General features: G+C 70.7%; 25 protein-coding genes and 1 other RNA gene. 12 read left to right on the top strand and 14 right to left on the bottom strand.

From position 1 onward, the window contains the following. Window positions 1-8: 8 nt before the first annotated feature. On the bottom strand, window positions 9-1,079 hold the full coding sequence (locus AB0N78_RS03010) for an acyl-CoA desaturase (protein ID WP_363385646.1): 1,071 nt from the start codon (window positions 1,077-1,079) through the stop codon (window positions 9-11). A 156-nt stretch (window positions 1,080-1,235) separates the two neighbouring features. Here AB0N78_RS03010 and AB0N78_RS03005 point away from each other — a divergent pair, with 156 nt between their 5' ends. Continuing rightward, on the top strand, window positions 1,236-1,817 hold the full coding sequence (locus tag AB0N78_RS03005) for a Type 1 glutamine amidotransferase-like domain-containing protein (RefSeq protein ID WP_363385644.1): 582 nt from the start codon (window positions 1,236-1,238) through the stop codon (window positions 1,815-1,817). A 73-nt stretch (window positions 1,818-1,890) separates the two neighbouring features. Then, window positions 1,891-2,541: a sugar O-acetyltransferase gene (locus tag AB0N78_RS03000; protein WP_363385641.1), complete on the top strand. Its 651-nt coding sequence runs from the start codon at window positions 1,891-1,893 to the stop codon at window positions 2,539-2,541. Here AB0N78_RS03000 and AB0N78_RS02995 read toward each other — a convergent pair. Continuing rightward, a complete protein-coding gene (locus AB0N78_RS02995; RefSeq protein ID WP_363385639.1) occupies window positions 2,525-3,223 on the bottom strand; it encodes an SOS response-associated peptidase in 699 nt (232 codons plus the stop codon). The genes AB0N78_RS03000 and AB0N78_RS02995 overlap by 17 nt on opposite strands. Before the next feature lie 50 nt (window positions 3,224-3,273). Continuing rightward, on the bottom strand, window positions 3,274-3,951 hold the full coding sequence (locus AB0N78_RS02990) for a hypothetical protein (RefSeq protein ID WP_363385637.1): 678 nt from the start codon (window positions 3,949-3,951) through the stop codon (window positions 3,274-3,276). Window positions 3,952-3,986: 35 nt separating this feature from the next. On the opposite strand from AB0N78_RS02990, the gene AB0N78_RS02985 reads away from it, so the two are divergent. From AB0N78_RS02985 to AB0N78_RS02965, 5 genes are read left to right on the top strand one after another with little or no spacing between them, the layout of a single operon-like run. Beyond that, window positions 3,987-4,919: an alpha/beta fold hydrolase gene (locus tag AB0N78_RS02985; protein ID WP_363385635.1), complete on the top strand. Its 933-nt coding sequence runs from the start codon at window positions 3,987-3,989 to the stop codon at window positions 4,917-4,919. Between the two features lie 10 nt (window positions 4,920-4,929). Then, on the top strand, window positions 4,930-5,979 hold the full coding sequence (locus AB0N78_RS02980; protein ID WP_363385632.1) for a zinc-dependent alcohol dehydrogenase family protein: 1,050 nt from the start codon (window positions 4,930-4,932) through the stop codon (window positions 5,977-5,979). 17 nt (window positions 5,980-5,996) lie between these two features. Further along, window positions 5,997-7,169: a Nif3-like dinuclear metal center hexameric protein gene (locus AB0N78_RS02975; protein WP_363385629.1), complete on the top strand. Its 1,173-nt coding sequence runs from the start codon at window positions 5,997-5,999 to the stop codon at window positions 7,167-7,169. Continuing rightward, window positions 7,166-7,906 carry a C4-type zinc ribbon domain-containing protein gene (locus tag AB0N78_RS02970; protein ID WP_363385626.1) on the top strand — a complete coding sequence of 247 codons (741 nt, stop codon included), beginning with the start codon at window positions 7,166-7,168 and terminating at the stop codon, window positions 7,904-7,906. The genes AB0N78_RS02975 and AB0N78_RS02970 overlap by 4 nt, the downstream gene beginning before the upstream one ends. Further along, a complete protein-coding gene (locus AB0N78_RS02965) occupies window positions 7,906-8,628 on the top strand; it encodes a histidine phosphatase family protein (RefSeq protein ID WP_363385623.1) in 723 nt (240 codons plus the stop codon). The genes AB0N78_RS02970 and AB0N78_RS02965 overlap by 1 nt, the downstream gene beginning before the upstream one ends. A 16-nt stretch (window positions 8,629-8,644) precedes the next feature. Here AB0N78_RS02965 and AB0N78_RS02960 read toward each other — a convergent pair whose 3' ends face one another. Then, on the bottom strand, window positions 8,645-9,193 hold the full coding sequence (locus tag AB0N78_RS02960) for an NADAR family protein (protein ID WP_363385621.1): 549 nt from the start codon (window positions 9,191-9,193) through the stop codon (window positions 8,645-8,647). 22 nt (window positions 9,194-9,215) lie between these two features. Further along, window positions 9,216-9,968, bottom strand: coding sequence for a peroxide stress protein YaaA (locus AB0N78_RS02955; RefSeq protein WP_363385620.1), 753 nt, complete (start codon window positions 9,966-9,968; stop codon window positions 9,216-9,218). Between the two features lie 48 nt (window positions 9,969-10,016). Between AB0N78_RS02955 and rnpB the strand changes: the two genes are divergently transcribed. Further along, window positions 10,017-10,399: RNase P RNA component class A (gene rnpB / locus AB0N78_RS02950), an RNA gene on the top strand. 402 nt (window positions 10,400-10,801) lie between these two features. Further along, entirely contained in the window at window positions 10,802-11,119 is a 318-nt protein-coding gene (locus tag AB0N78_RS02945; RefSeq protein WP_363385618.1) for a hypothetical protein, read from the top strand. Window positions 11,120-11,172: 53 nt separating this feature from the next. Here the strand turns inward: AB0N78_RS02945 and AB0N78_RS02940 are convergent, their stop codons facing one another. The 3 genes from AB0N78_RS02940 to map all read right to left on the bottom strand — a co-directional run bounded on the left by AB0N78_RS02940 (window position 11,173) and on the right by map (window position 13,083). Continuing rightward, window positions 11,173-11,346: a CsbD family protein gene (locus AB0N78_RS02940; protein ID WP_363385615.1), complete on the bottom strand. Its 174-nt coding sequence runs from the start codon at window positions 11,344-11,346 to the stop codon at window positions 11,173-11,175. Window positions 11,347-11,425: 79 nt separating this feature from the next. After that, window positions 11,426-12,202 carry a polyphosphate--glucose phosphotransferase gene (ppgK, locus tag AB0N78_RS02935; RefSeq protein ID WP_363385613.1) on the bottom strand — a complete coding sequence of 259 codons (777 nt, stop codon included), beginning with the start codon at window positions 12,200-12,202 and terminating at the stop codon, window positions 11,426-11,428. Between the two features lie 29 nt (window positions 12,203-12,231). Then, a complete protein-coding gene (gene map, locus AB0N78_RS02930) occupies window positions 12,232-13,083 on the bottom strand; it encodes a type I methionyl aminopeptidase (protein WP_363385610.1) in 852 nt (283 codons plus the stop codon). A gap of 42 nt (window positions 13,084-13,125) precedes the next feature. On the opposite strand from map, the gene AB0N78_RS02925 reads away from it, so the two are divergent. Continuing rightward, window positions 13,126-13,311, top strand: coding sequence for an SPOR domain-containing protein (locus tag AB0N78_RS02925; protein ID WP_363385609.1), 186 nt, complete (start codon window positions 13,126-13,128; stop codon window positions 13,309-13,311). On the opposite strand, the gene AB0N78_RS02920 is transcribed toward AB0N78_RS02925, so the two are convergent. From AB0N78_RS02920 to AB0N78_RS02905, 4 genes are all read right to left on the bottom strand, one after another. Next, window positions 13,308-13,964 carry a phosphatase PAP2 family protein gene (locus tag AB0N78_RS02920; RefSeq protein WP_363385607.1) on the bottom strand — a complete coding sequence of 219 codons (657 nt, stop codon included), beginning with the start codon at window positions 13,962-13,964 and terminating at the stop codon, window positions 13,308-13,310. The genes AB0N78_RS02925 and AB0N78_RS02920 overlap by 4 nt on opposite strands. Window positions 13,965-14,044: 80 nt before the next feature. Further along, the gene (locus AB0N78_RS02915) at window positions 14,045-14,722 is read right to left on the bottom strand and encodes a M15 family metallopeptidase (RefSeq protein WP_363385605.1); all 678 of its coding nucleotides are present in this window, start codon (window positions 14,720-14,722) and stop codon (window positions 14,045-14,047) included. 52 nt (window positions 14,723-14,774) lie between these two features. Then, window positions 14,775-15,605, bottom strand: coding sequence for a 3-methyl-2-oxobutanoate hydroxymethyltransferase (panB, locus tag AB0N78_RS02910; protein WP_363385602.1), 831 nt, complete (start codon window positions 15,603-15,605; stop codon window positions 14,775-14,777). Window position 15,606: 1 nt separating this feature from the next. Beyond that, window positions 15,607-17,319, bottom strand: a complete 1,713-nt coding sequence (locus tag AB0N78_RS02905; protein WP_363385600.1) for an NAD+ synthase — start codon at window positions 17,317-17,319, stop codon at window positions 15,607-15,609. Between the two features lie 96 nt (window positions 17,320-17,415). On the opposite strand from AB0N78_RS02905, the gene AB0N78_RS02900 reads away from it, so the two are divergent. Together AB0N78_RS02900 and AB0N78_RS02895 are read left to right on the top strand one after the other, a co-directional pair. After that, window positions 17,416-18,753, top strand: coding sequence for a glutamine synthetase family protein (locus tag AB0N78_RS02900; RefSeq protein ID WP_363385597.1), 1,338 nt, complete (start codon window positions 17,416-17,418; stop codon window positions 18,751-18,753). Window positions 18,754-18,985: 232 nt separating this feature from the next. Next, complete coding sequence (locus tag AB0N78_RS02895; protein ID WP_363385595.1) at window positions 18,986-22,060, top strand: bifunctional [glutamine synthetase] adenylyltransferase/[glutamine synthetase]-adenylyl-L-tyrosine phosphorylase; 3,075 nt, start codon at window positions 18,986-18,988, stop codon at window positions 22,058-22,060. Here AB0N78_RS02895 and AB0N78_RS02890 read toward each other — a convergent pair. Together AB0N78_RS02890 and AB0N78_RS02885 are read right to left on the bottom strand one after the other, a co-directional pair. Continuing rightward, window positions 22,051-23,247 (bottom strand): AI-2E family transporter, encoded by a 1,197-nt coding sequence (locus AB0N78_RS02890; protein WP_363385593.1) that lies wholly within the window; start codon window positions 23,245-23,247, stop codon window positions 22,051-22,053. The genes AB0N78_RS02895 and AB0N78_RS02890 overlap by 10 nt on opposite strands. 147 nt (window positions 23,248-23,394) lie before the next feature. After that, the gene (locus AB0N78_RS02885) at window positions 23,395-23,793 is read right to left on the bottom strand and encodes a hypothetical protein (RefSeq protein WP_363385590.1); all 399 of its coding nucleotides are present in this window, start codon (window positions 23,791-23,793) and stop codon (window positions 23,395-23,397) included. Window positions 23,794-23,796 lie beyond the last annotated feature (3 nt).

The following is a 23,796-nucleotide window of genomic DNA, read 5'->3' as shown; positions in this document are numbered from 1 at the left end:
GGCCCCGCTCAGACCTGGCGGAACCGCCGCACCATCGGGCAGTCGAAGGGATCGCGCGCTGACAGTCCGACCTCGTTGAGGTAGCGCACCACGATGGCGTAGGACCGCAGTAGCGTCGTCTCGGTGTACGGCACGCCGGTGCGGGAGCAGTGCGCGCGGACCAGTCGTCGTGCCCGGGCCAGATGCGGGCGGGGCATGCTCGGGAACAAGTGGTGCTCGATTTGGTAGTTCAGCCCGCCCATCAGCGCACTCATCCCGCGCCCGGTGATGTTGCGCGAGGTCAGCACCTGCTTGCTGAGAAAGTCCAGCTTGCTGTCCTCCGGGATGATCGCCATGCCCTTGTGGTTCGGCGCGAAGGACGCACCCATGTACACGCCGAACACCGCCAGCTGCACGCCCAGGAACGCGAAGGCCATCCCCACCGGGAGCAGCCAGAACACCAGGGCCGGATAGATGGTCAGGCGCAGCGCCAGGATCAGTAGTTCAAGGGTGCGCTGTCGGCTGCGGTCGGCCGCCCACAGCGTCCGGATCGACGTCACGTGCAGGTTCAGCCCCTCCAGTGTGAGCAGCGGGAAGAACGCCCATCCCTGCACCCGGGTCAGCGCCGCCATCACCCGGTTCTGCTGTGCCGCGTCCTCCGGGAGGAACACGATGGTGTCCGGTGCGATGTCCGGGTCCTTGCCCTTGCGGTTGGGGTTGGCGTGGTGCCGGGAGTGCTTGGTCATCCACCAGGAGTGGCTGATACCGACGACCCCGTTCGCCAGGATTCGGCCCAGACGGTCGTTGGCCGGGCCGGAGTCGAAGACCTGGCGGTGCGAGGCCTCATGCGCGACGAAGGCCATCTGGGTCAGGACGATCCCGGCTGCGCCGGCGATCAGCAGCTGGAACCATGAGCCGCCGAGCAGCACGGCCCCAGCGATCAGACCGGCCAGCGCCAGGCCGAGCCCGCAGATCAACGTCAGATAGAAGCCCCGGGTCCGGCCCAGCAGCCCTGCCTCGCGGATCTGCCGGGAGAGTTCCTGGTAGCTGCCGGTGACGGCGTTCTGGCGCGGGCGCGGGGGCAGGGTGTCCGTGGTCATCGGGCTCCGAACGTGGTGTCGGTGGGCTTCCCAGCCGCGGCGTGAGCGGACGTGCTCGTCGTTCGGATGCTGCCCCAGCCTACGTGGTATTCCGGCGATTCGGGCGCGTGAGAACGTGTGGGTGTCGTGTCGGTGGTCGGATCTAGCGTGACCTGCATGAACCTTCTGCTGCTGTCCCTCGGCCCTGGCGCGGTCCCGGCATTCCTCAAGGAGACCGCGCCGGAGCATCCTCGGATCGGCTACCTGGGAGCCGCCGGTGTCGGGATGCCCTTCGCTGCGGAGGAACGGGCCCGGATCGAGGCGCTCGGGCACCCGGTGATCGACGTGGGGGACCAGCTGCCAGAAATCGACGTGCTCTACGTCGCCGGCGGGAACATCTTCGTGCTGGTGGATCACCTGCGCCGGACCGGCTTGGACCGGGTGATCACGGACCGAGTGCGCGCCGGGCTGCCCTACATCGGGCTCAGCGCCGGGTCCGTCGTCACGGGTCCGAGCATTGAGGCAATCTCCCTGATGGACGACCCGAGCGAGGCACCGGAACTGACCGACCTCACCGGCCTGGGGCTGATCTCCGACGTGGTGCTGCCGCACGCCGACGGGCAGCTGCCGCCCTACCCCCCGGAGCTGATCGCACGTACCGTGGCGCAGTACGGCTCCGCGCACCGGCTGTTGCTGCTCCGGGACGACCAGGCGTTGCGGGTGGACGACGGTGGGCAACGAGTGATCCCCTCCCGATGAATCTGACCGACTGGGAGGATGTGCTGTCCGACCGAGCCGCCGGTCACTGCCGACCGCGACCCCAGGAGCACCGATGCCCGTGACCCCCGACCCGTCGATGACCGAGCAGCAGCGGATGGTCGCCGGGTACACCTATCTGTCCCTGGACCCCGAACTGGTTGCCGCCCGAGCCCGCGCGCAGCGCCTGTGTCGCGAGTTCAATGCCGTAGAACCGGAAGATTTCACCGAACGCACCCGCATTCTGGGCGAGCTGTTCGGCAACGTGGGCGACGGGTGCTGGATCGAGCCGCCGCTGCGCTGCGATTACGGCAGCAACATCACTGTCGGTGAGGGCACCTTCATCAACCTGGACCTGGTGGCACTGGACACCGCGCCGATCACCATCGGCTCCAAGGTCGCGATCGGTCCGCGGGTGACCCTGTCCGCCGCCTCGCACCCCATCGACCCGGTGCAGCGGATGGACGAGCTGCTCGAGTGCGCGCTGCCGATCACCATCGGGGACTACGTGTGGATCGGTGCGAATGTGGTCATCTGCCCGGGCGTGACCATCGGGCCGCGCACAGTGATCGGTGCGGGCAGCGTGGTCACCCAGGACATCCCCGCCGATGTGGTGGCCGGGGGAGTGCCCTGCCGGGTGATCCGGGACATCACCCCGGCGGACCGGGACCGGTATCTGGACCGGAACGGGCCGTCGTCGGGGCGGGACTTCAGCCTGCCGGAGTGATCAGCTCCGGTCCGTCATTGGCCACATTCCCCACCGCCCGCCCGACCTCCCGCGGCACCAGGCGTGGCTCCGGCACATGCGCGATCAGCGCGCCCACCTCATCCGGGGCGGTGATCGCCGGGCTGAGCCAGTCGTCCCAGCGGTCGGCGGGCAGCAGGATCGGGCAGCGGTCGTGGATGTGGCCCAGGGAGTCGGCGGCGGGGCGGGTGATGATCGTGACCGACCAGAGCCACCGGGTGGGGTCGTCGGCGTCCTTGCTGTGGTCGCGCCAGAGTTCGTAGAGACCCGCGGCGGCCAGTGGCTGATCGGCGTGCAGGTAGAACGGGGTCTTGGGGCCGCGCTCATTCGGCTGCCATTCGTAGTAGCCGTCCATCGGGACGAGGGCGCGGCGCTGGGCGGCGGCCTTCCGGAAGGCGGGCTTCTCCAGCAGGGTCTCGGAGCGGGCGTTGATCATCCGCGATCCGATGCTGATGTCCCTCGCCCAGGAGGGGACCAGGCCCCAGTGGGCGCTGCGCAGCTGGCGCCGGATGCCGTCGTCCTCCCGGCGTTCCAGGACGACGGGGACGTCCTGGGTGGGGGCGACGTTCCAGGATGGCGCGCGGGGCTCGCCGAGGATCCGGTCGACCCTCAGATCGCGTTCCAGGGCATCGTCGGCGCGGGTCTGCGCGTAGCGGCCACACATTCGCCCATTGTGTGGCGGTTCAGGCGAATTGGCGTGTTGGGCTGGGCGGGTCAGCGGCAGCCCGCGGCGATCAGCTGCTCCCGGAACTCGGCGGCGGTGGCGAACCCCGCCAGGAACTCGGACAGCGTGCCCTCGGAGTCCAGTGCTCCGGAGAAGAACTCGGTGAAGTCGGTGCCGAACACCCGAGGGTCGTCCGGGTGCGGGTCCGCGGCGGCGGCAACGTAGAACGTCGGGTACGCCTGGGAGCGCGTGAGCATGACGAACTCCACCGGTTCGCCGGTCGGGATGCCGACCAGTGCACGCAGCTCATCCTCGGTGGTCAGTCCGTCGAGTGCGCCGTGGGTCGCGCTGCCGGGGGTGAAGGGCGCGAAGACCCAGGGGTCCCACACCGGCTGGTCCCAGTGCGGCCCGCCGCTGAACACCAGCTTCATCAGGGGGTCGACCAGCGGAACCTCGTCCTCGTCCAGCAGCTCGGGCTGGGTGTCGGCCACCGGGTCAAGGATGGCGTCCAACCCGTTCTCGCTCCACGGTGTCGGAGTCAGGCGGGGTTGCAGGGGATCGGGCAGCCGCACGCCGAGCAGCGCGTCCACCACCGGTCCGCCCTGGCTACCACCGCGACGGTCGGTCAGCCCGGACCACAAGGTGCGGTCCTCTGGCAGCGGATCGAGACGGCCGGTGACCGCCGATCCGCCGAGTCGGGTGATCTGGTCGAGGACTGTGGCGTGCATCGGACCAGGCTAGGGCAGCTTTCTAGACTGTCCCGATGGCTGACACGGGATTGCTCAGCGTCGACGACGGCGTACAGATCCACTGGGAGGAGTCCGGCACCGGCATTCCCGCGCTGTGGTTGCACGGCGGTCCCGGTTCCGGGCTGGGCGGCACCGGCTACTGCAGGCACTTTGACCCGGAGCGGTTCCGCGTGATCGGGATCGACCAACGCGGCTGCGGGCGCAGTCGCCCGCTGATCGTCGACGACCTGGACCGGATCGACCGGCACACCACGCAGCGGATGGTCGCGGACCTGGAGGCGGTGCGCGAGCACCTCGGGGTGGACCGGTGGGTGGTCACGGGCGGCTCCTGGGGGTCGACGCTGGCGCTTGCGTACGCGCTGGCACATCCGGAGCGGGTGCACGCACTGGCATTGGTGGCAGTGACGACGACCGGCCGGGCGGAAACGGACTGGATCACCGAGCATGTCGGGCGGATCTTCCCGGAGGAATGGGCACGGTTCGCGGCGGCGGTGCCACGACGGGCCGGCGAGCGGGTGGTGGAGGCCTACGCCCGGGTGCTGACGGATCCAACGCTGCCGGGGGGTCGGCGTCAGGACGCGGCGGACGCCTGGGACCGCTGGGAGGCGACGCATGTGTCGTTGATGGGGCCGGTGGACGGGATCGCGGAGCCGCAGCAGCGGCTGGCCTTCGCCACGACGGTGGCGCACTACTGGGCGCATGACGCCTTCCTGCCGGGGGAGCGCGCAGTGTTGGCCCGGGTCGAGGAGCTGGCGGAGATCCCTGCGGCGCTGATCCACGGGCGGCAGGATGTGAGCGGCCCGGCGGTCACGGCCTGGGAGCTGCACCGGCGATGGCCCGGGAGCGAGCTGCACATCGTGCCGGATGAGGGCCACGGTGGGCCGCAGCAGTTCGCGCTGCTGCGGGCCGCCACGGATGCCATCGCGGCCGACCTGACCCGGTCGTAGGCTGCCGGTCGTGCGAGCGACCCTTCTCTACGGCCCGAATGACATCCGCCTGGACGAGGTCCCGGACCCGACCCTGCACAGCCCGACCGACGCGATCGTGCGGGTGGTCGCGGCCTGCGTGTGCGGGTCCGACCTGTGGGGCTATCGGGGGATCAGTCCGACCGCCGAGCCACGCCGGATCGGGCACGAGTTCGTTGGGGTGGTGGAGGAGGTCGGCGCCGGGGTGCGGGACATCCGTCCGGGCCAGTTCGTGGTGGCACCGTTCACGATCTCGGACAACACCTGCGTGCACTGTCGGGGTGGTGTGCACACCTCCTGCGAGCGGTCGTCCAGCTGGGGTGGCACGGATGCGGAGGGCTTCTTCACCGACGCCGGACAGGGTGAGTACGTCCGGGTGCCGCTGGCCGACGGGACGCTGGTGGCGATGCCGGAGACCCCGTCCGAGGAGCTGCTGGGCTCGGTGCTGACCCTGAGCGATGTGATGGGCACCGGGCACCATGCGGCCTTCACTGCTGGGGTCCGGCCCGGGTCGACGGTGGCGGTGGTCGGCGACGGCGCAGTCGGGTTGTGCGGGGTGATCGCGGCCCGACGGCTGGGTGCGGAGCGGGTGATTGCGATGTCCCGGCACGCGGACCGGCAGGCGCTCGCGACCGAGTTCGGGGCGACTGACATCGTGGCCGAGCGCGGGGACGAGGGCGCGCAGCAGGTGCGGGAGCTGCTGGGCGGGGTCGGACCGGATGCGGTGCTGGAGTGCGTGGGCACCAAGGAGTCGGTGGCGCAGGCGGTGGCGACGGTCCGCCCGGGTGGTCGGATCGGCGTGGTCGGTCTGCCCACCGGTGGCGGGGAACTGCCCTTGTCGACCCTGTTCCGGTCGAATATCGGTGTGGTCGGCGGCGTCGCACCGGTGCGGGCGTACATCGAGGAGCTGTCCGCCGATGTCTGGTCGGGGGCGATCGCGCCGGGCAAGGTCTTCGACCTGGTGCTGCCGCTCGATCAGGTGGCCGAGGGCTATGCCGCGATGGACGAGCGGCGGGCGATCAAGTCGATGCTGCGGCCCTGACCGATAGATTCACCGGCATGACTGTGACGCTGGCCGAGGTCATCCGCCTGTTGGACCGTCGGTACCCGCCGCACACCGCGGAATCCTGGGACCGGGTGGGGCTGGTGGCGGGGGATCCGGCCGCGCCGGTGCGCAAGGTGTTGTTCGCCGTCGACCCGGTGGCGACTGTCGTCGACGAGGCGTTGGACTGGGGCGCGGACCTGATCGTGACCCACCACCCGCTGCTGTTGCGTGGGGTGCACTCGGTGGCCGGCACCGAGTTCAAGGGTGCGCTGCTGCACCGGCTGATCCGCGGCGGCTGCGCGCTGTACACCGCGCACACCAACGCCGACTCCGCACCAGGTGGGGTGGCCGACCAACTCGCCGACCTGCTCGGGTTGGTGGACACCCGCCCGCTGGTGCCCACACCGGCCGAGTCGTTGGACAAGCATGTGGTCTTCGTTCCCGCGGAGCAGGCATCGGCACTGGTCGACGCGCTGTCCGCCGCCGGTGCGGGGGCGCTGGGGGAGTACCGGCGCTGCGCCTGGACCACCACCGGCGAGGGCACCTTCACGCCGAGCGACGACGCGCACCCCACCATCGGCACCGCGGGGCAGGCCGCGCAGGTGGTCGAGGCCCGGGTCGAGATGGTGGCACCCCGGCGACTGCGTGCGGCGGTGATCGCGGCGATGCGGGCCGCCCACCCGTATGAGGAACCGGCCTTCGATGTGCTGGAGTTGGCGCGGTGGGACGGACCGACCGGGATCGGCCGGGTCGGCGAGCTGGACCCGCCGCTCAGCTTGCGCGCCTTGGCTGAACGGGTCGCCGCCGTGCTGCCCGCCACCGCGCAGGGCATCCGCTACTCCGGGCCCGACGACGCGCAGGTCCGCACCGTGGCCGTGCTCGGCGGCTCCGGCGACTCGCTCTTCGATCAGGTGCGGGCCAGCGGGGCTGATGTGTATGTGACCAGCGACCTGCGCCACCACCCGGCCTCCGAGCTGCGTGAGCGGGCGGAATTCGAGCAGGGCACCCCGTATCTGATCGACACCGCGCATTTCGCCTCCGAGTGGCCGTGGTTGCCCGGGGCCGCTCAGGCGCTGATGGACGATCTCGCAGCCCAGGGGACTACCGTGGAGACCCGCGTGAGCACCCGACGCACCGATCCGTGGACCGGCCGCGTGCCCAGCCCTTCGGAAGGACCCACCCCGTGACGACAGCCACCCCGGCCGACCAGCAGCGCCTGCTCGACCTGCAGGCCCTGGACACCAAGCTCGACCAGCTGCGCCACCGCCGGAACTCGCTGCCCGAGTTGGCCCGGATCGCCGAGCTGGACGCGCAGATCGAGGATCTGGACGCCGCCATCGCCACCTCCCGCACCGCCGCCGGAGACCTCAAGCGTGAGCTGAGCAAGGCCGAGGCGGATGTCCAGCAGGTTCGCGACCGCGCCGCGCGCAATGAGCAGCGGCTGGCCTCCGGCACCGGCACCGCCAAGGACCTGCAGGCGTTGCAGAGCGAGATCGAGTCGCTGGCCCGTCGCCAGGGTGACCTGGAGGAGGTCGAGCTGGAGGTGATGGAGCGGCTAGAGGCGCATGAGGGTGCGCTCTCCGAGCTGACCAGCGCCCATGCCGCCCTGCTCAACCAGCGCGCCGAGCTGCTGGCCACCCGGGACGCCGCCTGGTCGACCGTCGACGCCGAGGCCGAGCAGGTCGCCGCGCAGCGGGCCGCGATGGCCGAGCCGCTGCCGGAGAACCTGATCGCGATCTACGAGCGGCTGCGCGGCAAGCTCGGTGGCTTCGCAGTCGCCGCCCTGCGCCACGGCCGTTCCGAGGGCTCCGGGATGATGGTGCCGCCCATCGAGCTGAACGCGATCAAGGCCACCCCCGCCGACCAGCTGGTCTACTGCGAGGAGTCCGGTCGCATCCTGGTGCGCGGCGAGGATGCGTTCTGATGACCGGCGATCCGACTCCGCGCGTCCGGGTGCACCGCCCCTCTGGTGCCGCACCGCGATTCGACGATGCCCAGCCGACCACCGTGGTGCTGGTCCGCCACGGCGAGACCTCCATGACGGTCTCCCGTGGCTACTCCGGCTCCTCCGAGCCAGGCCCGTCGCTGACCGAGCACGGTCGCCGCCAAGCCGCCGACGCCGGGGAGTTGGTCTGCCGGGTCGGTCACGACCTGTGGGGCGACATCCCGTTCCCCAGCGAGCTGATCTGCTCCCCGATGATCCGCACCCAGGAGACCGCCGGGATCATTGGGGACCGGATCGGGCTGAGCCCGCGGATCGACGAGGGCTTCAAGGAGGCGGACTTCGGCGCGTGGCAGGGGCTGACCGCCGAGCAGATCGAATCCCGCTGGCCCGGGCAGTTGGAGCCCTGGCACACCGAGGCGACCGTCCGTCCGGAGAATGGCGAGTCCATCGCCGACGTCGGCGTCCGGGTGGGTGCGGCACTCGACGGGTTGCTCGCAGCGGGCACCGACCGCACCGTGGTCGTCGTCTCGCATGCTGTGGCGATCCGCGCGGCGCTCGGCGTCACCATGGGCGCACAGCCGGGGTCGTGGAGTCAGCTGCGGGTGGCACCGGCCTCGGTCAGCATCATCCGGCTGTTCCACGACCGACGGCACGAGATCGCCGTGGTCGGGGTGCCGAGTGAGGGCTGGTCCCGGAACTAAGTCGGCGCGGGTGTGTTCACCCGCGTAGCTGGTCCCGCGCTGCCATGAGAGCGAATCCGAGCAGGTTGAGCCCTCGCCACTGGGCGGGGTCCTCGGCCGCGGGGTCTTTGGCTCCGAGCCCGATCCCCCAGATCCGATCACGTGGGCTGGCCTCCACCAGGATGCGCTCACCGGTGCCCAGCAGGTAGTCACGCAGCTGGGGGTCCGACCCGAATTTGTGGACACTGCCCCGCACCACGATGTCGAACCGTTCGCGCTGCCAAACCTGCTCGTCGAAGTCGCGCACGGTTTGACCCGCCGCCTTCGCGAGTGCCGGATGGCTCGCGTCCATCGCAGCGAGCTCAGCGGCGGGGTCGCCGAACAACCGGGCCTTCTCCGCCATCATCCAGTGCTCGGCGGTGAGGTACCGCTGGCCATCCACCTCGAAGGGGGCGACCCACCACTGGCTCAGGCACCCTCGGCCCAGGCTGCCGTCCGGCTCCGGAGTATCGGACCAGAAGAACAGGAACTTGGGCCGTGTGCTCATCGCCAGGACATCGGCGGCCGAAGCCGGGGTGGTGCTCATGACGCCGAATGCTATCGGCGGATCACGCCACGACCAGGGACAGCGTCCGACCCGTCAGCTCCACGTCGATCAGCTCCGTCCCGACCAGCTCCCACGCCGCCTTGGCCAGTGACTCCGGGTCCGTCGGTGCGGCACCGGTCCGGGTCAGCAGGTGCCGGGTCAGCACGCCGCGGGTGTGCTTGGCGTGGTGCGACACGACCGTCCGCTTGCCGTTCACCTCCCGCAGCACCCGCACCTGCACCCACAGATCCTGCTCCGCCCGTGCCGGCTTCCACGCCGCCAGGTAGGCCGCCGACCGGCAATCCACGATCAGCTCGCCGCGACCGTCCAGCTCCGCGGCCAGCACCGGCTTCCATGCACTCGCCAGCGGACCGACCCCCGGCAGATCGACACCCATCGACAGCCGGTACGCCGGGATCGGATCGACCGGCGACACCAAACCCCACAGCCCCGACACGGTACGCACCTGATCGAGCGCGGCCGGGTCCGTCACGGTGTCCAACCCGGCCGCCGCATAGAGCACCCCGGTGTACACCCGGCGGGCCTCCGCGGTCGGGGCGGTGCGCAGCGCGGTGTTCCGGGCCACCTCCTCGCCCAGCGTCGCCCCCACACCGAGCACGTCCACTGCATCGCGTCGACGGCTGGCCTTGATCAACGCGGACAGTGTGCGGCGGCGCTGCGCGGTCAGCCGGGGGGAGCTCAGCGCCGCCAGATCCAGGGGCGGTCCGTCGACGGGGGCGGTCTTGCCCTCGGAGGGCGGCAGCAGGATCAGCACCGGGTGATTCTAGGCGGGCCCGCAGACGGGTACTCTGGGTCACGCGGATGAGCTGGCCAGGCGGTCGCGTCGGATCTTCGGATCCGCCGAGGAACGTCCGGGCTCCGTAGGGCAGGGTGGTGGGTAACGCCCACCCGGGGTGACCCGCGGGACAGTGCCACAGAAATGAAACCGCCGGTCGGAGCTTCGGCCCCGGCCGGTAAGGGTGAAACGGTGGTGTAAGAGACCACCAGCGTGCCGGGTGACCGGTGCGGCTAGGTAAACCCCACCCGGAGCAAGACCAGACAGGGAGCGTTCGAGGGCGGCCCGCCCGAGCTCCCGGGTAGGTCGCTGGAGGCGTGCGGCAACGTACGTCGTAGATGGATGACCGTCACCCTCGCGGGGGTAACCGCGCGGGGGAACAGAACCCGGCGTATCGGCCAGCTCATCCGCCTCAACACCCCCACCGCAGCTCCACCCCCGCCCCCGCGGGCACCGACGCCCGCCGCCATCCGGTCACGTCCACGCACCCCTCCGCGACCAGCGCCCCGCAGGTGCACGTCCACAGCGTGTGCGTCCGATCCGTGGCGCAACGGCAGAAGACCGATCCTTCCCGCGGTCGGTAGGGGCCGGTGACCGGCCACCCCCAACCGCATCCCGGGCAGTACGGGGGTGGGATGCGGAGGAATCCTCCTCGGGTGCGGAGCCAGCGCTCCGGATCGCGCATCGTACAAGTGTACGAATCGCTCGAACGGGATGTAGCACCTAGATCGGGTGAACCCTCGGGGCGAAACGCCGGTGCGAGTGGTGTCGGTCGTGGGAGTGTGGCCCTGGGGGGGAGACAGGGGAACGGGATGGACGGCGACGGGGTGCCACGGATCGCGCGGTTGAGCGGGCCGGAGCTAGCACGGGCGCGGCAGGTGGCGGTGCACTCGCCGCTGCCGTCGGGCGCGGGAACGCTGACCTGGACGATCACAGTGATGACGGTGGACAAGATTCCTCTGGCGGAGAGTCTGGTGACCTCGCCGGACTTCCCGATCCCGTTGTCGGAGATCGTGCAGCCGCATCTGGATGTGGTGGGGTTGGTCGCGGCGGGCAGCTGGGAACCGCAGGCCACGCCGGACGGGTCGCCGCGCTTCAACGCGGCAGTGCGGGTGCGTCCGGGGCGCTAGACGACGAACGCCCCGTCCTGCATGACACAGGACGGGGCGTGCGCTCGTGGGTTTCAGCCCTTGAAGGCGTCCTTGATCTTCTCGCCCGCACCCTTGAGGTCAGCCTTCGACTGGTCGGCCTTACCTTCGGCCTCGAGCCGCTCGTCGTCGGAGGCGCGTCCAGTGGCCTCCTTGACCTTCCCAGCGACCTTCTCAGCAGCGTTCGCGATCTTGTCATCGAGACCCATGGGGTCCTCCTTCGCTCGGGGAACTCCTCGACGGTAAAACGGTCGAGGCTCCGCCGCATCCGCAAGAGGGGTGAACGCGTCAGCTGGTGATGATCGGCTTGCCGTGGGCGGCGGCCAGGGCGGCCGCTCCGACGATCCCGGCGGCGTTGCGCAACTGGGCGGGGACGATGGGCGCGCGTAGGTGCAGCAGCGGCAGGAACTTCTCGTGGTGCTTGGACACCCCGCCGCCGACCACGATCAGGTCCGGCCAGAACAGGTCCTCGATCACACCGAAGTAGCGCTGCAACCGCTCGGCCCACTGCTCGAAGCTCAGGTCGTCCCGGTCGCGGGCGGCATCGGAGGCGCGGGTCTCGGCGTCGTGGCCGTCGATCTCCAGGTGGCCGAGCTCCAGGTTGGGGACCAGGACGCCGTCGACGATCATCGCGGTGCCGATGCCGGTCCCGAGGGTGGCGACAAAGGTGGCGCCGGTGGTGGAACGTGCCGCGCCGTAGCGGGCCTCGGCGTACCCGGCGGCGTCCGCGTCATTGACGGCCAGGACCGGACGGCCGAGCGCCTCGCCGAGCACGGTCTCGATGTTGGTGCCGATCCAGGAGGAGTCGACGTTAGCGGCGCTGCGGGCCACCCCGTGCTGCACCACGGCCGGGAAGGTCACCCCGATGGCGGCGTCGGCGGGCAGGTCGAAGGAGCCGACCAGTTCGGCGCAGACGGCGGCGACCGCGTCCGGGGTGGCGGGCTGCGGGGTGGGGATGCGGACCCGGTCGGCGGCGAACTCGCCGGTGGTCAGATCGACCGGCGCGCCCTTGATGCCGGAGCCGCCGATGTCGATGCCGAATGCGGTGGTGGGGTGCGTGCTCATGAGTGCCTCCATCGGCAGGTCAGGGCAGATCAGGGCAGGGTGAGAATCTCAGTGCCGGTCTCGGTGACCAGCAGGGTGTGCTCGAACTGGGCGGAGCGGCGACCGTCGGCGGTGAGCACCGTCCAGTCGTCATCCCACATGATCCAGTCGGGGGTGCCGAGGTTGAGCATGGGCTCGATGGTGAAGACCATGCCCGGCTCGATCAGTCGGTCGTAGCGGGGTGCGGCGTCGTAGTGCGGGATGATCAGCCCCGAGTGGAAGGCCTCGCCGACGCCGTGTCCGGTGTAGTCGCGCACCACGCCGTAGCCGAATCGTCCGGCGTACTTCTCGATCACCCGTCCGATGACGTTGATCTGCCGACCGGGGGCGACCGCCTTGATGCCACGGTTGAGTGCCTCGCGGGTGCGCTCGATCAGCAGGGCGGATTCCTCGTCGATGTCGCCGACGCCGAAGGTGGCGTTGTTGTCCCCGTGCACGCCGTCGAGGTACGCGGTGATGTCGATGTTCACGATGTCGCCGTCGACCAGCACGGTGGAGTCCGGGATGCCGTGGCAGATCACCTCGTTGACGGAGGTGCACAGCGACTTGGGGAAGCCCCGGTAGCCCAGGGTGGAGGGATAGGCGTGGTGGTCGAGCAGGAACTCGTGCCCGATCCGGTCCAGCTCGTCGGTGGTGATCCCGGGGCGGACTGCCTCACCGACCACCTGCAGGGCCTGTGCGGCGACCCGGGCGGCCACCCGGATGCGCTCTAGGACATCCGGCGCAGGAATGTCGCTGCCGGTGAACGGCGTGGGGCCGGGGCGTCCGACGTACTCCGGGCGCGGGATCGACTGCGGCACGGATCGGGTCGGGCTCACCGTGCCCGGGTGGACGGGCGTCATGCCTGGCAGTCTACGGAGGGAGGCACGCACGAGGAGGTCACGATGACTGAGGGCTTCTACTTCAATGTGGAGACCGGCGAGGTGGAGCAGGGCAAGCAGTCGTCCTGGTCCAGCAGGCTCGGTCCGTACCCGACCCGGGAAGCGGCGGAGGAGGCGTTGAGCACTGCCCGGCAGCGGACGGCGGCCTGGGACGAGGAGGACCGGCGTCGGGCGGCGGAGGACGACTAGCGCACGAGGGCGGATTCGGGGCTCGGTGCATCGACCCAGCGACGCGGCAATCGGTCGACCACCGGGCGCAGCACAACGACGGACACCGCGACCACCGCCGTCCCCAGTGCGAGACCGGAGGCGCCGTCGTGCAGGTAGTGCACGCCGACCGCGAGCCGGGAGATCCCGATCATCAGCGCGACCGGCACCGTGAACCAGCCGACCCGGCGCACGGCCAGCAGGCATGCGGTGGCGAAGGCGGCGGCGAGCACCGAGTGGTTGGACGGCCAGGACCAGTCGCCGGCGGCGGGGCAGGCTAGCGCGGTGTCGACGGTCCACACCCGGCACGGGCGCTGCTCGGTGACCAGCAGCTTGATCCCCTCACTTGCCGCGTAGGCGACGACCACGCCGACACCGCCGCAGACCAGTCGCCAGAACGCCGCGCGGTTCCGCAGGAGGTTGACCAGGGCGAGGATGCCCGCGGTGGCCACCAGGATCAGCAGCCCGTAGCTGGCCAACGTGGAGAACACGGCGGACAGCGCGGAGGACTCGGCGACGGCGGGGGCGACGCCACGGTAGATCGGGCCACGCAGCGGCCAGCTGACCGCGGCGATCATGGCGAACAGGATGGCGACGAGCAGAGCGCGGGGGAGGACGGACGAGCGGGGGTGCATGCAGACCAGGCTAGGAAACCCGCTGGTCACCGCAGATCCACCCACGGTTCGATTCCCGGCTACGACCCTCAGGGGACCGCTCAGCCCGCGCGCAGCCGTGCCGCGACCTCGGCCACCGCCGCCGGGTCACCGACGATCTCGAAGTGCATCTCATCCGCTCGCCCCTCGAAGTCGCCACCCCAGGCGACCACCGGTGCGACCTCGGCCAGGATCGCGTGGATGGCATCGACCTGCGCTGGGGTGAAGGTGTCGGACTCCCCGAGCGGGTGCTCGGTGGCGTTCAGGTCGATGGAGGTGCCCGAGGCGTGGTTGGACAGCTCCCCGGCATCACCGCCCTCACCGCGCACGCTGCGGTAGGCCCACCCCCAGGAGCTGTCCGGGTTAACGGGCTCCACCTCGGCGTCGAATCGCGCGGCCACGTACTCCAACACGGTGTGCACGTCACCGGCCAACAAGCGACCGGTGACCCACTGCGAGGGTTCCATGCGGTCGTCGTCGCCCTCGGTGATGGCGGGCCAACAGTTCTGCGAGGTCTCGGTGGTGGGGACGCAGGCCGGGTCGACGGTGGCAGCTGGTCCGGCGGTGGTCACCTCGGAGGGCCGTAGCAGGGACACGGTCAGCGCGATCAGCAGCACCAGGGCGACCAGGGCGAGCCCGGACAGTGCCAGACGGCCACGCCGGGTGATCCGCAGGGTCGACCGGGCGGTCGCGGGTGCGGGGGTCGGGGATCGCCGCTCGTCCGTCATCGGGCTGGGCATGGCGTGGAGCGTAGGCGAGTCCGCACGGTGATCGCGCGGACTCGCCCGGGGCTCAGTCCAGGAACGAGTGCCCCTCGTCCGGGAACTGCCCACCACGCACCTCGTCGGCGTAGGCGCGGGCGGCGTCGGTTAGCAGCTGCCCGACATTGGCGTACTGCTTGGCGAAGCGCGGGGACCAGTCACCCATCCCGGCCATGTCGGTCCAGACCAACACCTGGCCGTCGCACTCCGGCCCGGCGCCGATCCCGATGGTGGGGATGGCCAGGATCTCCGTGACCCGGGCGGCGACCGGTGCGGGGACCATCTCCAGCACGACGGCGATCGCCCCGGCCTCCTGCACGGCCAGCGCGTCCTCGGAGAGGATCTCGGCCGCTTCATCGCCCCGACCCTGCACCCGGTGGCCGCCGAGGGTGTTCTCCGACTGCGGGGTGAAGCCCAGGTGCGCCACCACCGGGATGCCGGCGTCGGTCAGCGCCCGGATCTGCGCGGCGGACCGCTTGCCGCCCTCCAACTTCACTGCATGCGCGCCGGCCTCCTTGAGATAGCGGACCGCGGTGGCCAGCGCCTGCTCGGGGGAGGACTCGTAGGAGCCGAAGGGCAGGTCGGCCACCACCATTGCGCGGCGGGCGGCACGGACCACGGCCCTGGTGGGCGGGATCATCTCGTCCACGGTGACCGGGATCGGCGACTCGTGGCCGAGCATGGTGTTCCCGATGGAGTCGCCGACCAGCAGCATGTCGATGCCGGCCTCGTCGAACAGCCGGGCCACCGCGTAGTCGTAGGCGGTGAGCATGGTCAGCTTCTCCCCGCGCTGCTTGGCCTGCGCCAGGTGGTGCACGCGGACGCGGCGGACGGTCGAGGCGGGGTCGGGCAGGTGGGACATCTCAGAGCTCCGTGCTGGTGGTCGGGGTGTCGATGGGCTCGCGCCAGCGACTGGTGATCGGGAGTCGACGGTCGCGGCCAAAGGCTAGGGCGGTGACCTTGGGACCGAGTGGGTACTGGCGGCGCTTCCACTCCGCTCGGTCCACCAGGGACAGCACCCGATCCACCACCTCGGGGTCGAAGCCGCGTTCGAGCAGTTCGGCCCGGCCCTCGGCGTGCTCGACGTAGGCGTCCAGCACCCGGTCCAGCAGGTCGTAAGGCGGCAGGGAGTCCTGGTCGACCTGCCCGGGGCGCAGCTCCGCGGACGGCGGCTTGGTGATCGAGTTCTCCGGGATCGGCGGGATAGCACCGGAGTCGACGGCGTGGTTGTTCCGCCACCGGGACAGTGCCCAGACCCGGGATTTGTCGACATCCTTGAGCGGGGCGTAGCCACCCACGGCGTCGCCGTAGATCGTGGAGTAGCCAACGGCCAGCTCGGTCTTGTTGCCCGTGGCGAGGACCAGGTGGCCCTCGGCGTTGGAGATCGCCATCAGGATCATCCCGCGCACCCGCGCCTGCAGGTTCTCCGCGGCGACCCCGTCCAGGGGCATCGCGGCCTCGAAGGCATCGACCATCGGCTTGATCGGCTGCACCCGGTAGTCCGCACCGATCCGCTGGGCGAGGTCCGCGGCGTCGTCCTTGGAATGGTCCGACGACCAGCGGGACGGCATGGAGACCCCGGTGACATTCTCCCCGCCGATGGCATCCGCGGCGATGGCGGCGACCAGGGCGGAGTCGATGCCGCCGGACATACCGAGCGCGACCTTGCGGAAGCCGTTCTTGCGCACATACCCGGCCAGGCCGGTGACCAGCGCGCGGTAGACCTCCTCATCGGGGTGCAGCGGCGCGGCGATCGCACCGGCGACCAGTGGTGCCTCCCCGTCGGGCAGATCCCAGATCAGCTGATGCTCGACAAACTGCGGCGCGCGGGCCAGCAGCACCGGAACCGGGTCGTCCAGATCCGGGGACTCACTGGCCAGGATGAACGAGCCACCGTCGAACACCAGGTCGTCCTGACCGCCGACCATGTTCACGTAGGCCACCGGGGCACCGAGCTGGGCGGAGCGGCGGGCAGCCAACTCGGCACGCTGATGCCCCTTGCCCTCCTCGAAGGGCGAACCGTTCAGCACCAGCAGCAGCTCGACGCCCTGACCGGTGAGCGCCTCCACCGGGCCGTCGCGCCAGATGTCCTCGCAGATCACCAGGCCGATCCGGTGACCGTCCACCTCGACCACGCAGGGCTGGTCGCCGGGGGCGAAGATCCGGAACTCGTCGAACACCCCGTAGTTGGGCAGGTGGCGCTTGTCGTACCGGGCGATGATCTGGCCCTCGCGCAGCACCACCGCCTGGTTGGTCGGGCGGTCCGGGGCGCTGTCGTCCTGAGCGGAGGCCGGTCCGACGGTGCCGACCATGCCGAGCACCACCGTGATGTCGCCCAGCCCAGCGGTGACCAGATCGGCGGCCAGTGCGGCCAGGCCCCGCTCGGCACCCCGTCGGAAGGACGCCCGCAGCGCCAGATCCTCGATGGGGTAGCCGGTGACGGTCATCTCCGGGAACGCCACCAGCCGCGCCCCGGACTCGGCAGCCCGCCGGGTGTGCTCCAGCACCGCCCGAGTGTTGCCGTCGATGTCCCCGACACAGGTGTCGATCTGGGCGAGCGCGATCCGCAGAGGCATGACGGCAGCCTATTGCGGGCAGGCCGTGGTCGCTTCATCCGGCGATTCGTCGCCCATGTCACCTCCCGGCAATCTGGATCGTGCAGGATGGGGCGCATGGACAGGCAGCAGGAGTTCGTGCTCCGCACGGTCGAGGAGCGGGACATCCGCTTCATCCGTCTCTGGTTCACCGATGTGCTGGGGACGTTGAAGTCGGTGGCCATCGCCCCCGCCGAGCTCGAGGCGGCGTTCTCGGAGGGGATCGGGTTCGACGGATCGTCCATCGAGGGACTGACTCGGGTCTACGAGGCGGACATGATCGCCAAGCCGGACCCGACCACGTTCCAGGTGCTGCCCTGGCGCGGGGAACGGCACGGCACCGCCCGGATGTTCTGCGACATCCTCACCCCGGACGGCGAGCCCTCCCTGGCGGACAGCCGCAACGTGCTCAAGCGTGCGCTGGCCAAGGCGTCGGAGAAGGGCTTCACCTTCTACACGCACCCGGAGGTGGAGTTCTACCTCTTCGAGCCGACCACCGACCCGAGCCGGCCGTTGGTTCCGGTGGACCAGGGCGGCTACTTCGACCACGTGCCGCGCGGCACCGCCCACGACTTCCGCCGGGCCGCGATCACCATGCTGGAGTCGATGGGCATCTCGGTGGAGTTCTCTCACCACGAGGCCGGTCCGGGCCAGAACGAGATCGACCTGCGCTACGCCGACGCGCTGACCACCGCGGACAACATCATGACCTTCCGGACGGTGGTCAAGGAGGTCGCGCTGGAGCAGGGCGTGTTCGCCTCCTTCATGCCCAAGCCGCTGGCCGATCAGCCGGGTTCCGGGATGCACACCCACCTGTCGCTGTTCGAGGGTGACCGCAACGCGTTCCACGCCCCGGGTGAGCACCTGGAGCTGTCCGGGGTGGCGCGGTCCTTCATCGCCGGCCTGCTCAAGCACGCCGCAGAGATCACCGCGGTGACCAACCAGTTCACCAACTCCTACAAGCGGCTGTGGGGCGGTTCCGAGGCACCGTCATACATCTGCTGGGGCCACAACAATCGCTCCGCGCTGGTCCGGGTGCCGATGTACAAGCCGGGCAAGTCCAACTCCGCCCGGATCGAGTACCGGGCGGTCGACTCGGCCACCAACCCGTACTTGGCCTTCGCGGTGATGCTGGCCGCCGGGCTCAAGGGCATCGAGGAGAACTACCAGATGCCCGAGGGTGCGGACGACGACGTGTGGGAGCTCACCGACTCCGAGCGCCGGGCGATGGGCATCGACCCGCTGCCGGCCACGCTGGAAAACGCCATCGCCGTGATGGAGAAGTCCGAGCTGGTCGCGGAGACCCTGGGCGAACACGTCTTCGACTTTGTGTTGCGGAACAAGAAGCAGGAGTGGGAGGAGTACCGCTCGCAGGTCACCCCCTACGAGCTGACCCGGTTCCTGCCGATGCTCTGACGCCGCCGCCCTGGTCGTGCACGGTGCGGCGCGTGCCGTGCGCTCGGGTGCCGTCGCGCGCCGTTGCCGAGTTCGGTGCTGCGGTGCCGAGAACGGATGCGGGGTAGACGACTTCGGGGCGGGAGCACCGCATTCGGGCCGGAGAGCTGGGCGGGAGCACTGATCTCGGGTCCGGGGTGTCTGGGCTGGATGCGATGTGCGGTCGGGCGCGGTGGATCGGGTGGTGGGTACGGTGACGGACGTGACTGCTTCGACACCCCGGCGCGGGGGATCGCTGGCCGGGCGACTGACCAGGGCCGGGTTCGACGACGCGGCGCGGGCGGAGCGGCTGCTGGCGGACGCGGCGCTCGCAGCGGTGGTCCTGACCGCCCACCCGGATGGGGTAGAGGCGGACCAAGGCGCCACCGCGGAGCGGGTGGCCGAGGTGGTGCTGCCCGCGCTGGTCGACGCGGCGGAGCCGGATCTGGCGTTGTTGGCGCTGGCCAAGATCGCCGGGTCGGCGGGGACGGAGCTGACTGCGTTCCTGGTGGAGGACTCGCCTGCACGACGGCGGTTGATCGCGGTGACGGGGGCGTCCATCGCGCTCGGGGACCAGCTGGCCGCGCACCCGGAGGATCTGGCACTGCTGGCCGATCCCGCTCCGGGCACCGGCGTCGATCCCGGACAGGTACGGGCCGAACTGCTGCGGGCGGTGGGGGCGGACCCTCACGACCCGATGCCGGTGGCCTCGGGGGAGCAGGGGGTGGACCGGCTGCGGCGGGCGTACCGGCGTCGACTGCTGCGGATCGCCGCCACCGACCTGACCAGTGCCGAACCGCTGACCCTGCTGCCCGCGGTGGGAGCGGCGCTCGCGGATCTGGCGGCGGCGGCGCTGGAGGCGGCGTTGGCGGTGGCACGGTCCGAGCTGTCCGATCACGGCCGCACCGCGCGGTTGGCGGTGATCGGGATGGGCAAGACCGGTGGCCGGGAGCTGAACTACGTCTCCGATGTGGACGTGATCTACGTGGCCGAACCGGTCGAGGGCGCGCCGGAGGCTGAGGCGCTGGCGGCTGCGACCAAGCTGGCCGCCGGTCTGGCCCGGGCCTGCGCGGGGCCCTCCGTGGAGCCGGAGCTGTGGCCGGTGGACGCGGCGCTGCGACCGGAGGGCAAGGACGGTCCGCTGGTGCGCACGCTGGACTCGCACCGGCAGTACTACCAGCGGTGGGCCAAGACCTGGGAGTTCCAGGCATTGCTCAAGGCGCGGCCGCTGGCCGGGGACGTCGACCTGGGCCGCGAGTACGTCGAGGCGATGAACCCGATGGTCTGGCAGGCCGTGCAGCGGGAGAACTTTGTCACCGACGCCCAGGCGATGCGTCGCCGGGTGGAGGATCACGTGCCCGCGGCGGAGGCGGATCGGCAGATCAAACTCGGCAAGGGTGGGCTGCGGGATGTGGAGTTCACCATCCAGTTGCTCCAACTGGTGCACGGTCGCAATGACGAGTCGATCCGGTCCGGCAACACGCTGACCGCGCTCACCGCGCTGGCCGAGGGCGGGTACGTGGGTCGTGATCACGCGGCGGAGTTGGGGGTGTGTTACCGATTCCTGCGCGCGGTGGAGCATCACAACCAGGTGCACCGGCTGCGGCGCACCCACCTGATGCCCACCGCGGAGGTCGACCTGCGGCGGTTGGGTCGGTCGGTGGGGATGCGGACCGATGCGGCGCAGGCGTTGACTGATCGCTGGCGTCAGGTCCGTCGGGATGTGCGGCACCTGCACGAGGAGCTGTTCTACCGTCCGCTGCTGCCCGCGGTGGCGCAGTTGTCCGCCGAGGAAGCGTCGCTGGCACCGGAGGCGGCCCGGGCGCGGTTGGCGGCCATCGGTTACCGGGACCCGGCCGGGGCGATCCGGCACATCGCCGCGCTGACCGAGGGGGTCTCCCGTCGGGCGTCGATCCAGCGGCAGCTGTTGCCGGTGATGCTGGGCTGGTTCGCGGACGGGCCGGACCCGGACGGCGGGCTGCTCGCGTTCCGGCGGTTGTCGGATGATCTGGGTGGCACGCACTGGTACCTCAAACTGCTGCGCGATTCGGGCACCGCCGCCCAGCGATTGGCCACCGCCCTGTCGACCTCCCGCTATGTGGCGGATGCGCTGCGCCGGTCGCCGGAGTCGGTGGTCTGGTTGGACGACGATGCGGAGTTGGAGCCGCGCGGTCCGGAGCGGTTGGCCGGGGAGGCGGACGCGATCCTCACCCGGGCGCATGAGCCGGTCCCGGCGGTGACGGCGCTGCGGGCGCTGCGACGGCGGGAACTCGCCCGCACGGCGGTGGCCGATGTGCTCGGCGTGGTGACCGGCACCCGTGCCGCCCGCAGCCTGTCGACCAGTGCGGATGTGCTGATCGCCGGGACGCTGCGGGTGGCCTTGGCCGAGGAACGCGCCGCCCGCGGGTTGGAGGTCGACCCGACCGCGCTGCTGGTGGTGGCAATGGGCCGGTACGGCGGGCAGGAGATGGGCTACGCCTCCGACGCGGATGTGATGTTCGTGCACGACCCCCGCGACGGTGCGGACCCGACCCTGGCACAGGACTTCGCCACCGGGGTGGCGACCCGGCTGCGGACGCTGCTCGGCGCGGTAGGGCCGGAGCCGGTGTTGGAGGTGGACGCCGACCTGCGTCCGGAGGGACGCAACGGTCCGCTGGTGCGCTCCTTCGGCTCCTACGCCGAGTACTACGCGCGCTGGTCGGTGGTCTGGGAGAGCCAGGCACTGTTGCGGGCACGGCCTGCGGCGGGGGACACCGACCTGGCCGGGCGGTTCGTGGAGCTGATCGACCCGCTGCGGTACCCGGTCGGCGGGCTGGACGCGGCGCAGGTGCGGGAGATCCGGCGGATCAAGGCCCGGGTGGAGTCCGAGCGGCTGCCCCGGGGTGTCGACCCGACCCGGCACCTCAAACTCGGTCGCGGTGGGATCGCCGATGTGGAGTGGACCGCCCAACTGGTGCAGCTCCAGCACGCGCACCAGCACCCGGAGCTGCGGTCGACCGGAACTCTGGACGCGCTGGCCGCTGCGCACCGGGTGGGGCTGCTGGACGTTGACGATCTGGCCGTGCTGACCGAGGCCTGGGAGTTGGCGTCGCGGCTGCGGGACGCGCTGGTGCTGTGGACCGGGCGGGTCGGTGGCGCGGCCGCGGATGTGCTGCCGCATGACCGTCAGTCGGTGGCCGGCCTCGCTGCGGTGCTCGGAATGGTCGACTCCACCACCGCACTGGAGGAGACCTGGTTGCGTGCCGCCCGGCGGTCCCGTGCGGTGGTGGAGCGCGTGTTCTACGCCTGAGCGGCCTCGGGCTCGTGGTCGTCCTTCTTCTTGCGGCTGGGCTCCTGCGCCAGCAGCTCGGACTCGACCAGCTCGTGTCGCCGGAAGTAGGTGGAGCCCACCGCCTGGATCGTCGCCACCACCGGCAACGCCAGGATCGCGCCCAGCGCGCCGAACAGCGCACCGAAGGCCAGCACGGACAGGAACGCCACCGCCGGGTTCAGTTGCAGGGACTTCTGGGACACCTTGGGGGTGAGGACCAGGTTCTCCACTTGCTGGTACGCGATGATGAACACCAGCACGATCGCGGCCTTGATCGGGTCGACGGCCAGGGCCACCAGCACCGGCGCGGCACCACCGATGTAGGTCCCGACCGTCGGCACGAACTGACTGACCAGTCCGGTGAACACTGCCAGCGGCACTGCGTAGGGCACCGACAGCACGGTGAGGAACAGGAAGGTGGCGACGGTGGAGATCAGGGCCAGCACGACGCGGGAGTTGATGAACCCGGCGACCTTGTCCTGGGACAGCTCCCAGATCCGCAGCACCTCGCGCTGCCGGTGCGGGGCGAGGTAGCGGCAGACCGCGGCCCGGAACTTCGGGCCCTGGCTCGCCATGTAGTAGGTCACCAGCAGAACGGCGGTGAAGGTGAACAACGTCCCGGCGACGGCAGCGGTCACGCTGAGCACTCGCGTGCCGATGTCGTCGGCGTAGTCGGAGATCGCACTGATCAGCTCGTTGGAGCGGGGAAGCTCGACCTCGAACTCCTTGCGCAACCAGAGCCGCAGCTGGTGGTAGTACCCGGGAATCGACTTGCCCAGGTCGACGAGCTGACTGACGAACAGCCCACCCATCAGCGCCAGCATGCCCGCTGCGGCCACCAGCCCGCCGACCATGGTGATGCCGGTGGCCAAGGTGCGGCGGATGCCGTGGCGGCCGAGCCAGAGGATCAGCGGCTCCATCGCCAGTGCGATGAACCAGCTGATCACCAGGATGGTGATGACATTCCCGAGCAGCCCGGCGGCCCGCCAGGCCATCACCGCCAGGAATACACCGAGGGCGACCATCATCAACGCGCGCGGCAGCCACCGCGGCGGCACGGGGGAGCGCCAATGGGGGGGTAGCTCGCGCATGAGTCGACGCTCGGCCGGGGTCAGACGCGGGCCGTCGTCGCCGGTGGTGTCGGTGGAGTCGGGGGGAACAGGCATCGGGCGCTCCGGTGCTGGTGGAGGGAGGGACTGCGCGCGAGAGTAGCGCCCAGGGGCGACTGGAAGGCCGGAACTCGGCGGGTGTCGAGACGATGAGGTACCTCGGCGCGCTGAGCTGGGGGCGAGCGGGTGATGTGCGGGGGGGCGTCAGCCCAGGTCGGCGAGGGCCGCTTGCGCGGACGCGAAGCCGGCGTCGGCGAAGGGCCGCAGCAGAGTCTCCCGGTGCACCCGGTCCAGGCTGTCGCCGGCGGCCAGCGCCACCGCAGCGGACTCGATGCCGTCCCGGACGTTGCCCAGGCGGAACAGCCCGGGGAAGTCCGCGGGGTCCAACGCCAGGTCGACGTAGGCCCGCGCCGCATCGGAGGTCACCGCGGTCCGGACCGGGGCGGACAGCGGCAGTCGGGTGATCGCGTCCGCGGCGTCCACCATCTGCTCGGTGGAGTCCAGCGGGCCGTCGGAGAGGGCCTGCCAGGTGGCGATGTCCTGCTGGGCGACCTCGGCGAGGAACGCGCTCACCGCAGCACCCTCGTGGCCGTACCTGCTCATCGC

It is taken from the genome of Cellulomonas sp. NPDC089187, from assembly GCF_040685135.1.
Classification (GTDB): Bacteria; Actinomycetota; Actinomycetes; order Actinomycetales; family Cellulomonadaceae; genus Cellulomonas.
This window is presented reverse-complemented; position numbering and strand designations above follow the sequence as displayed.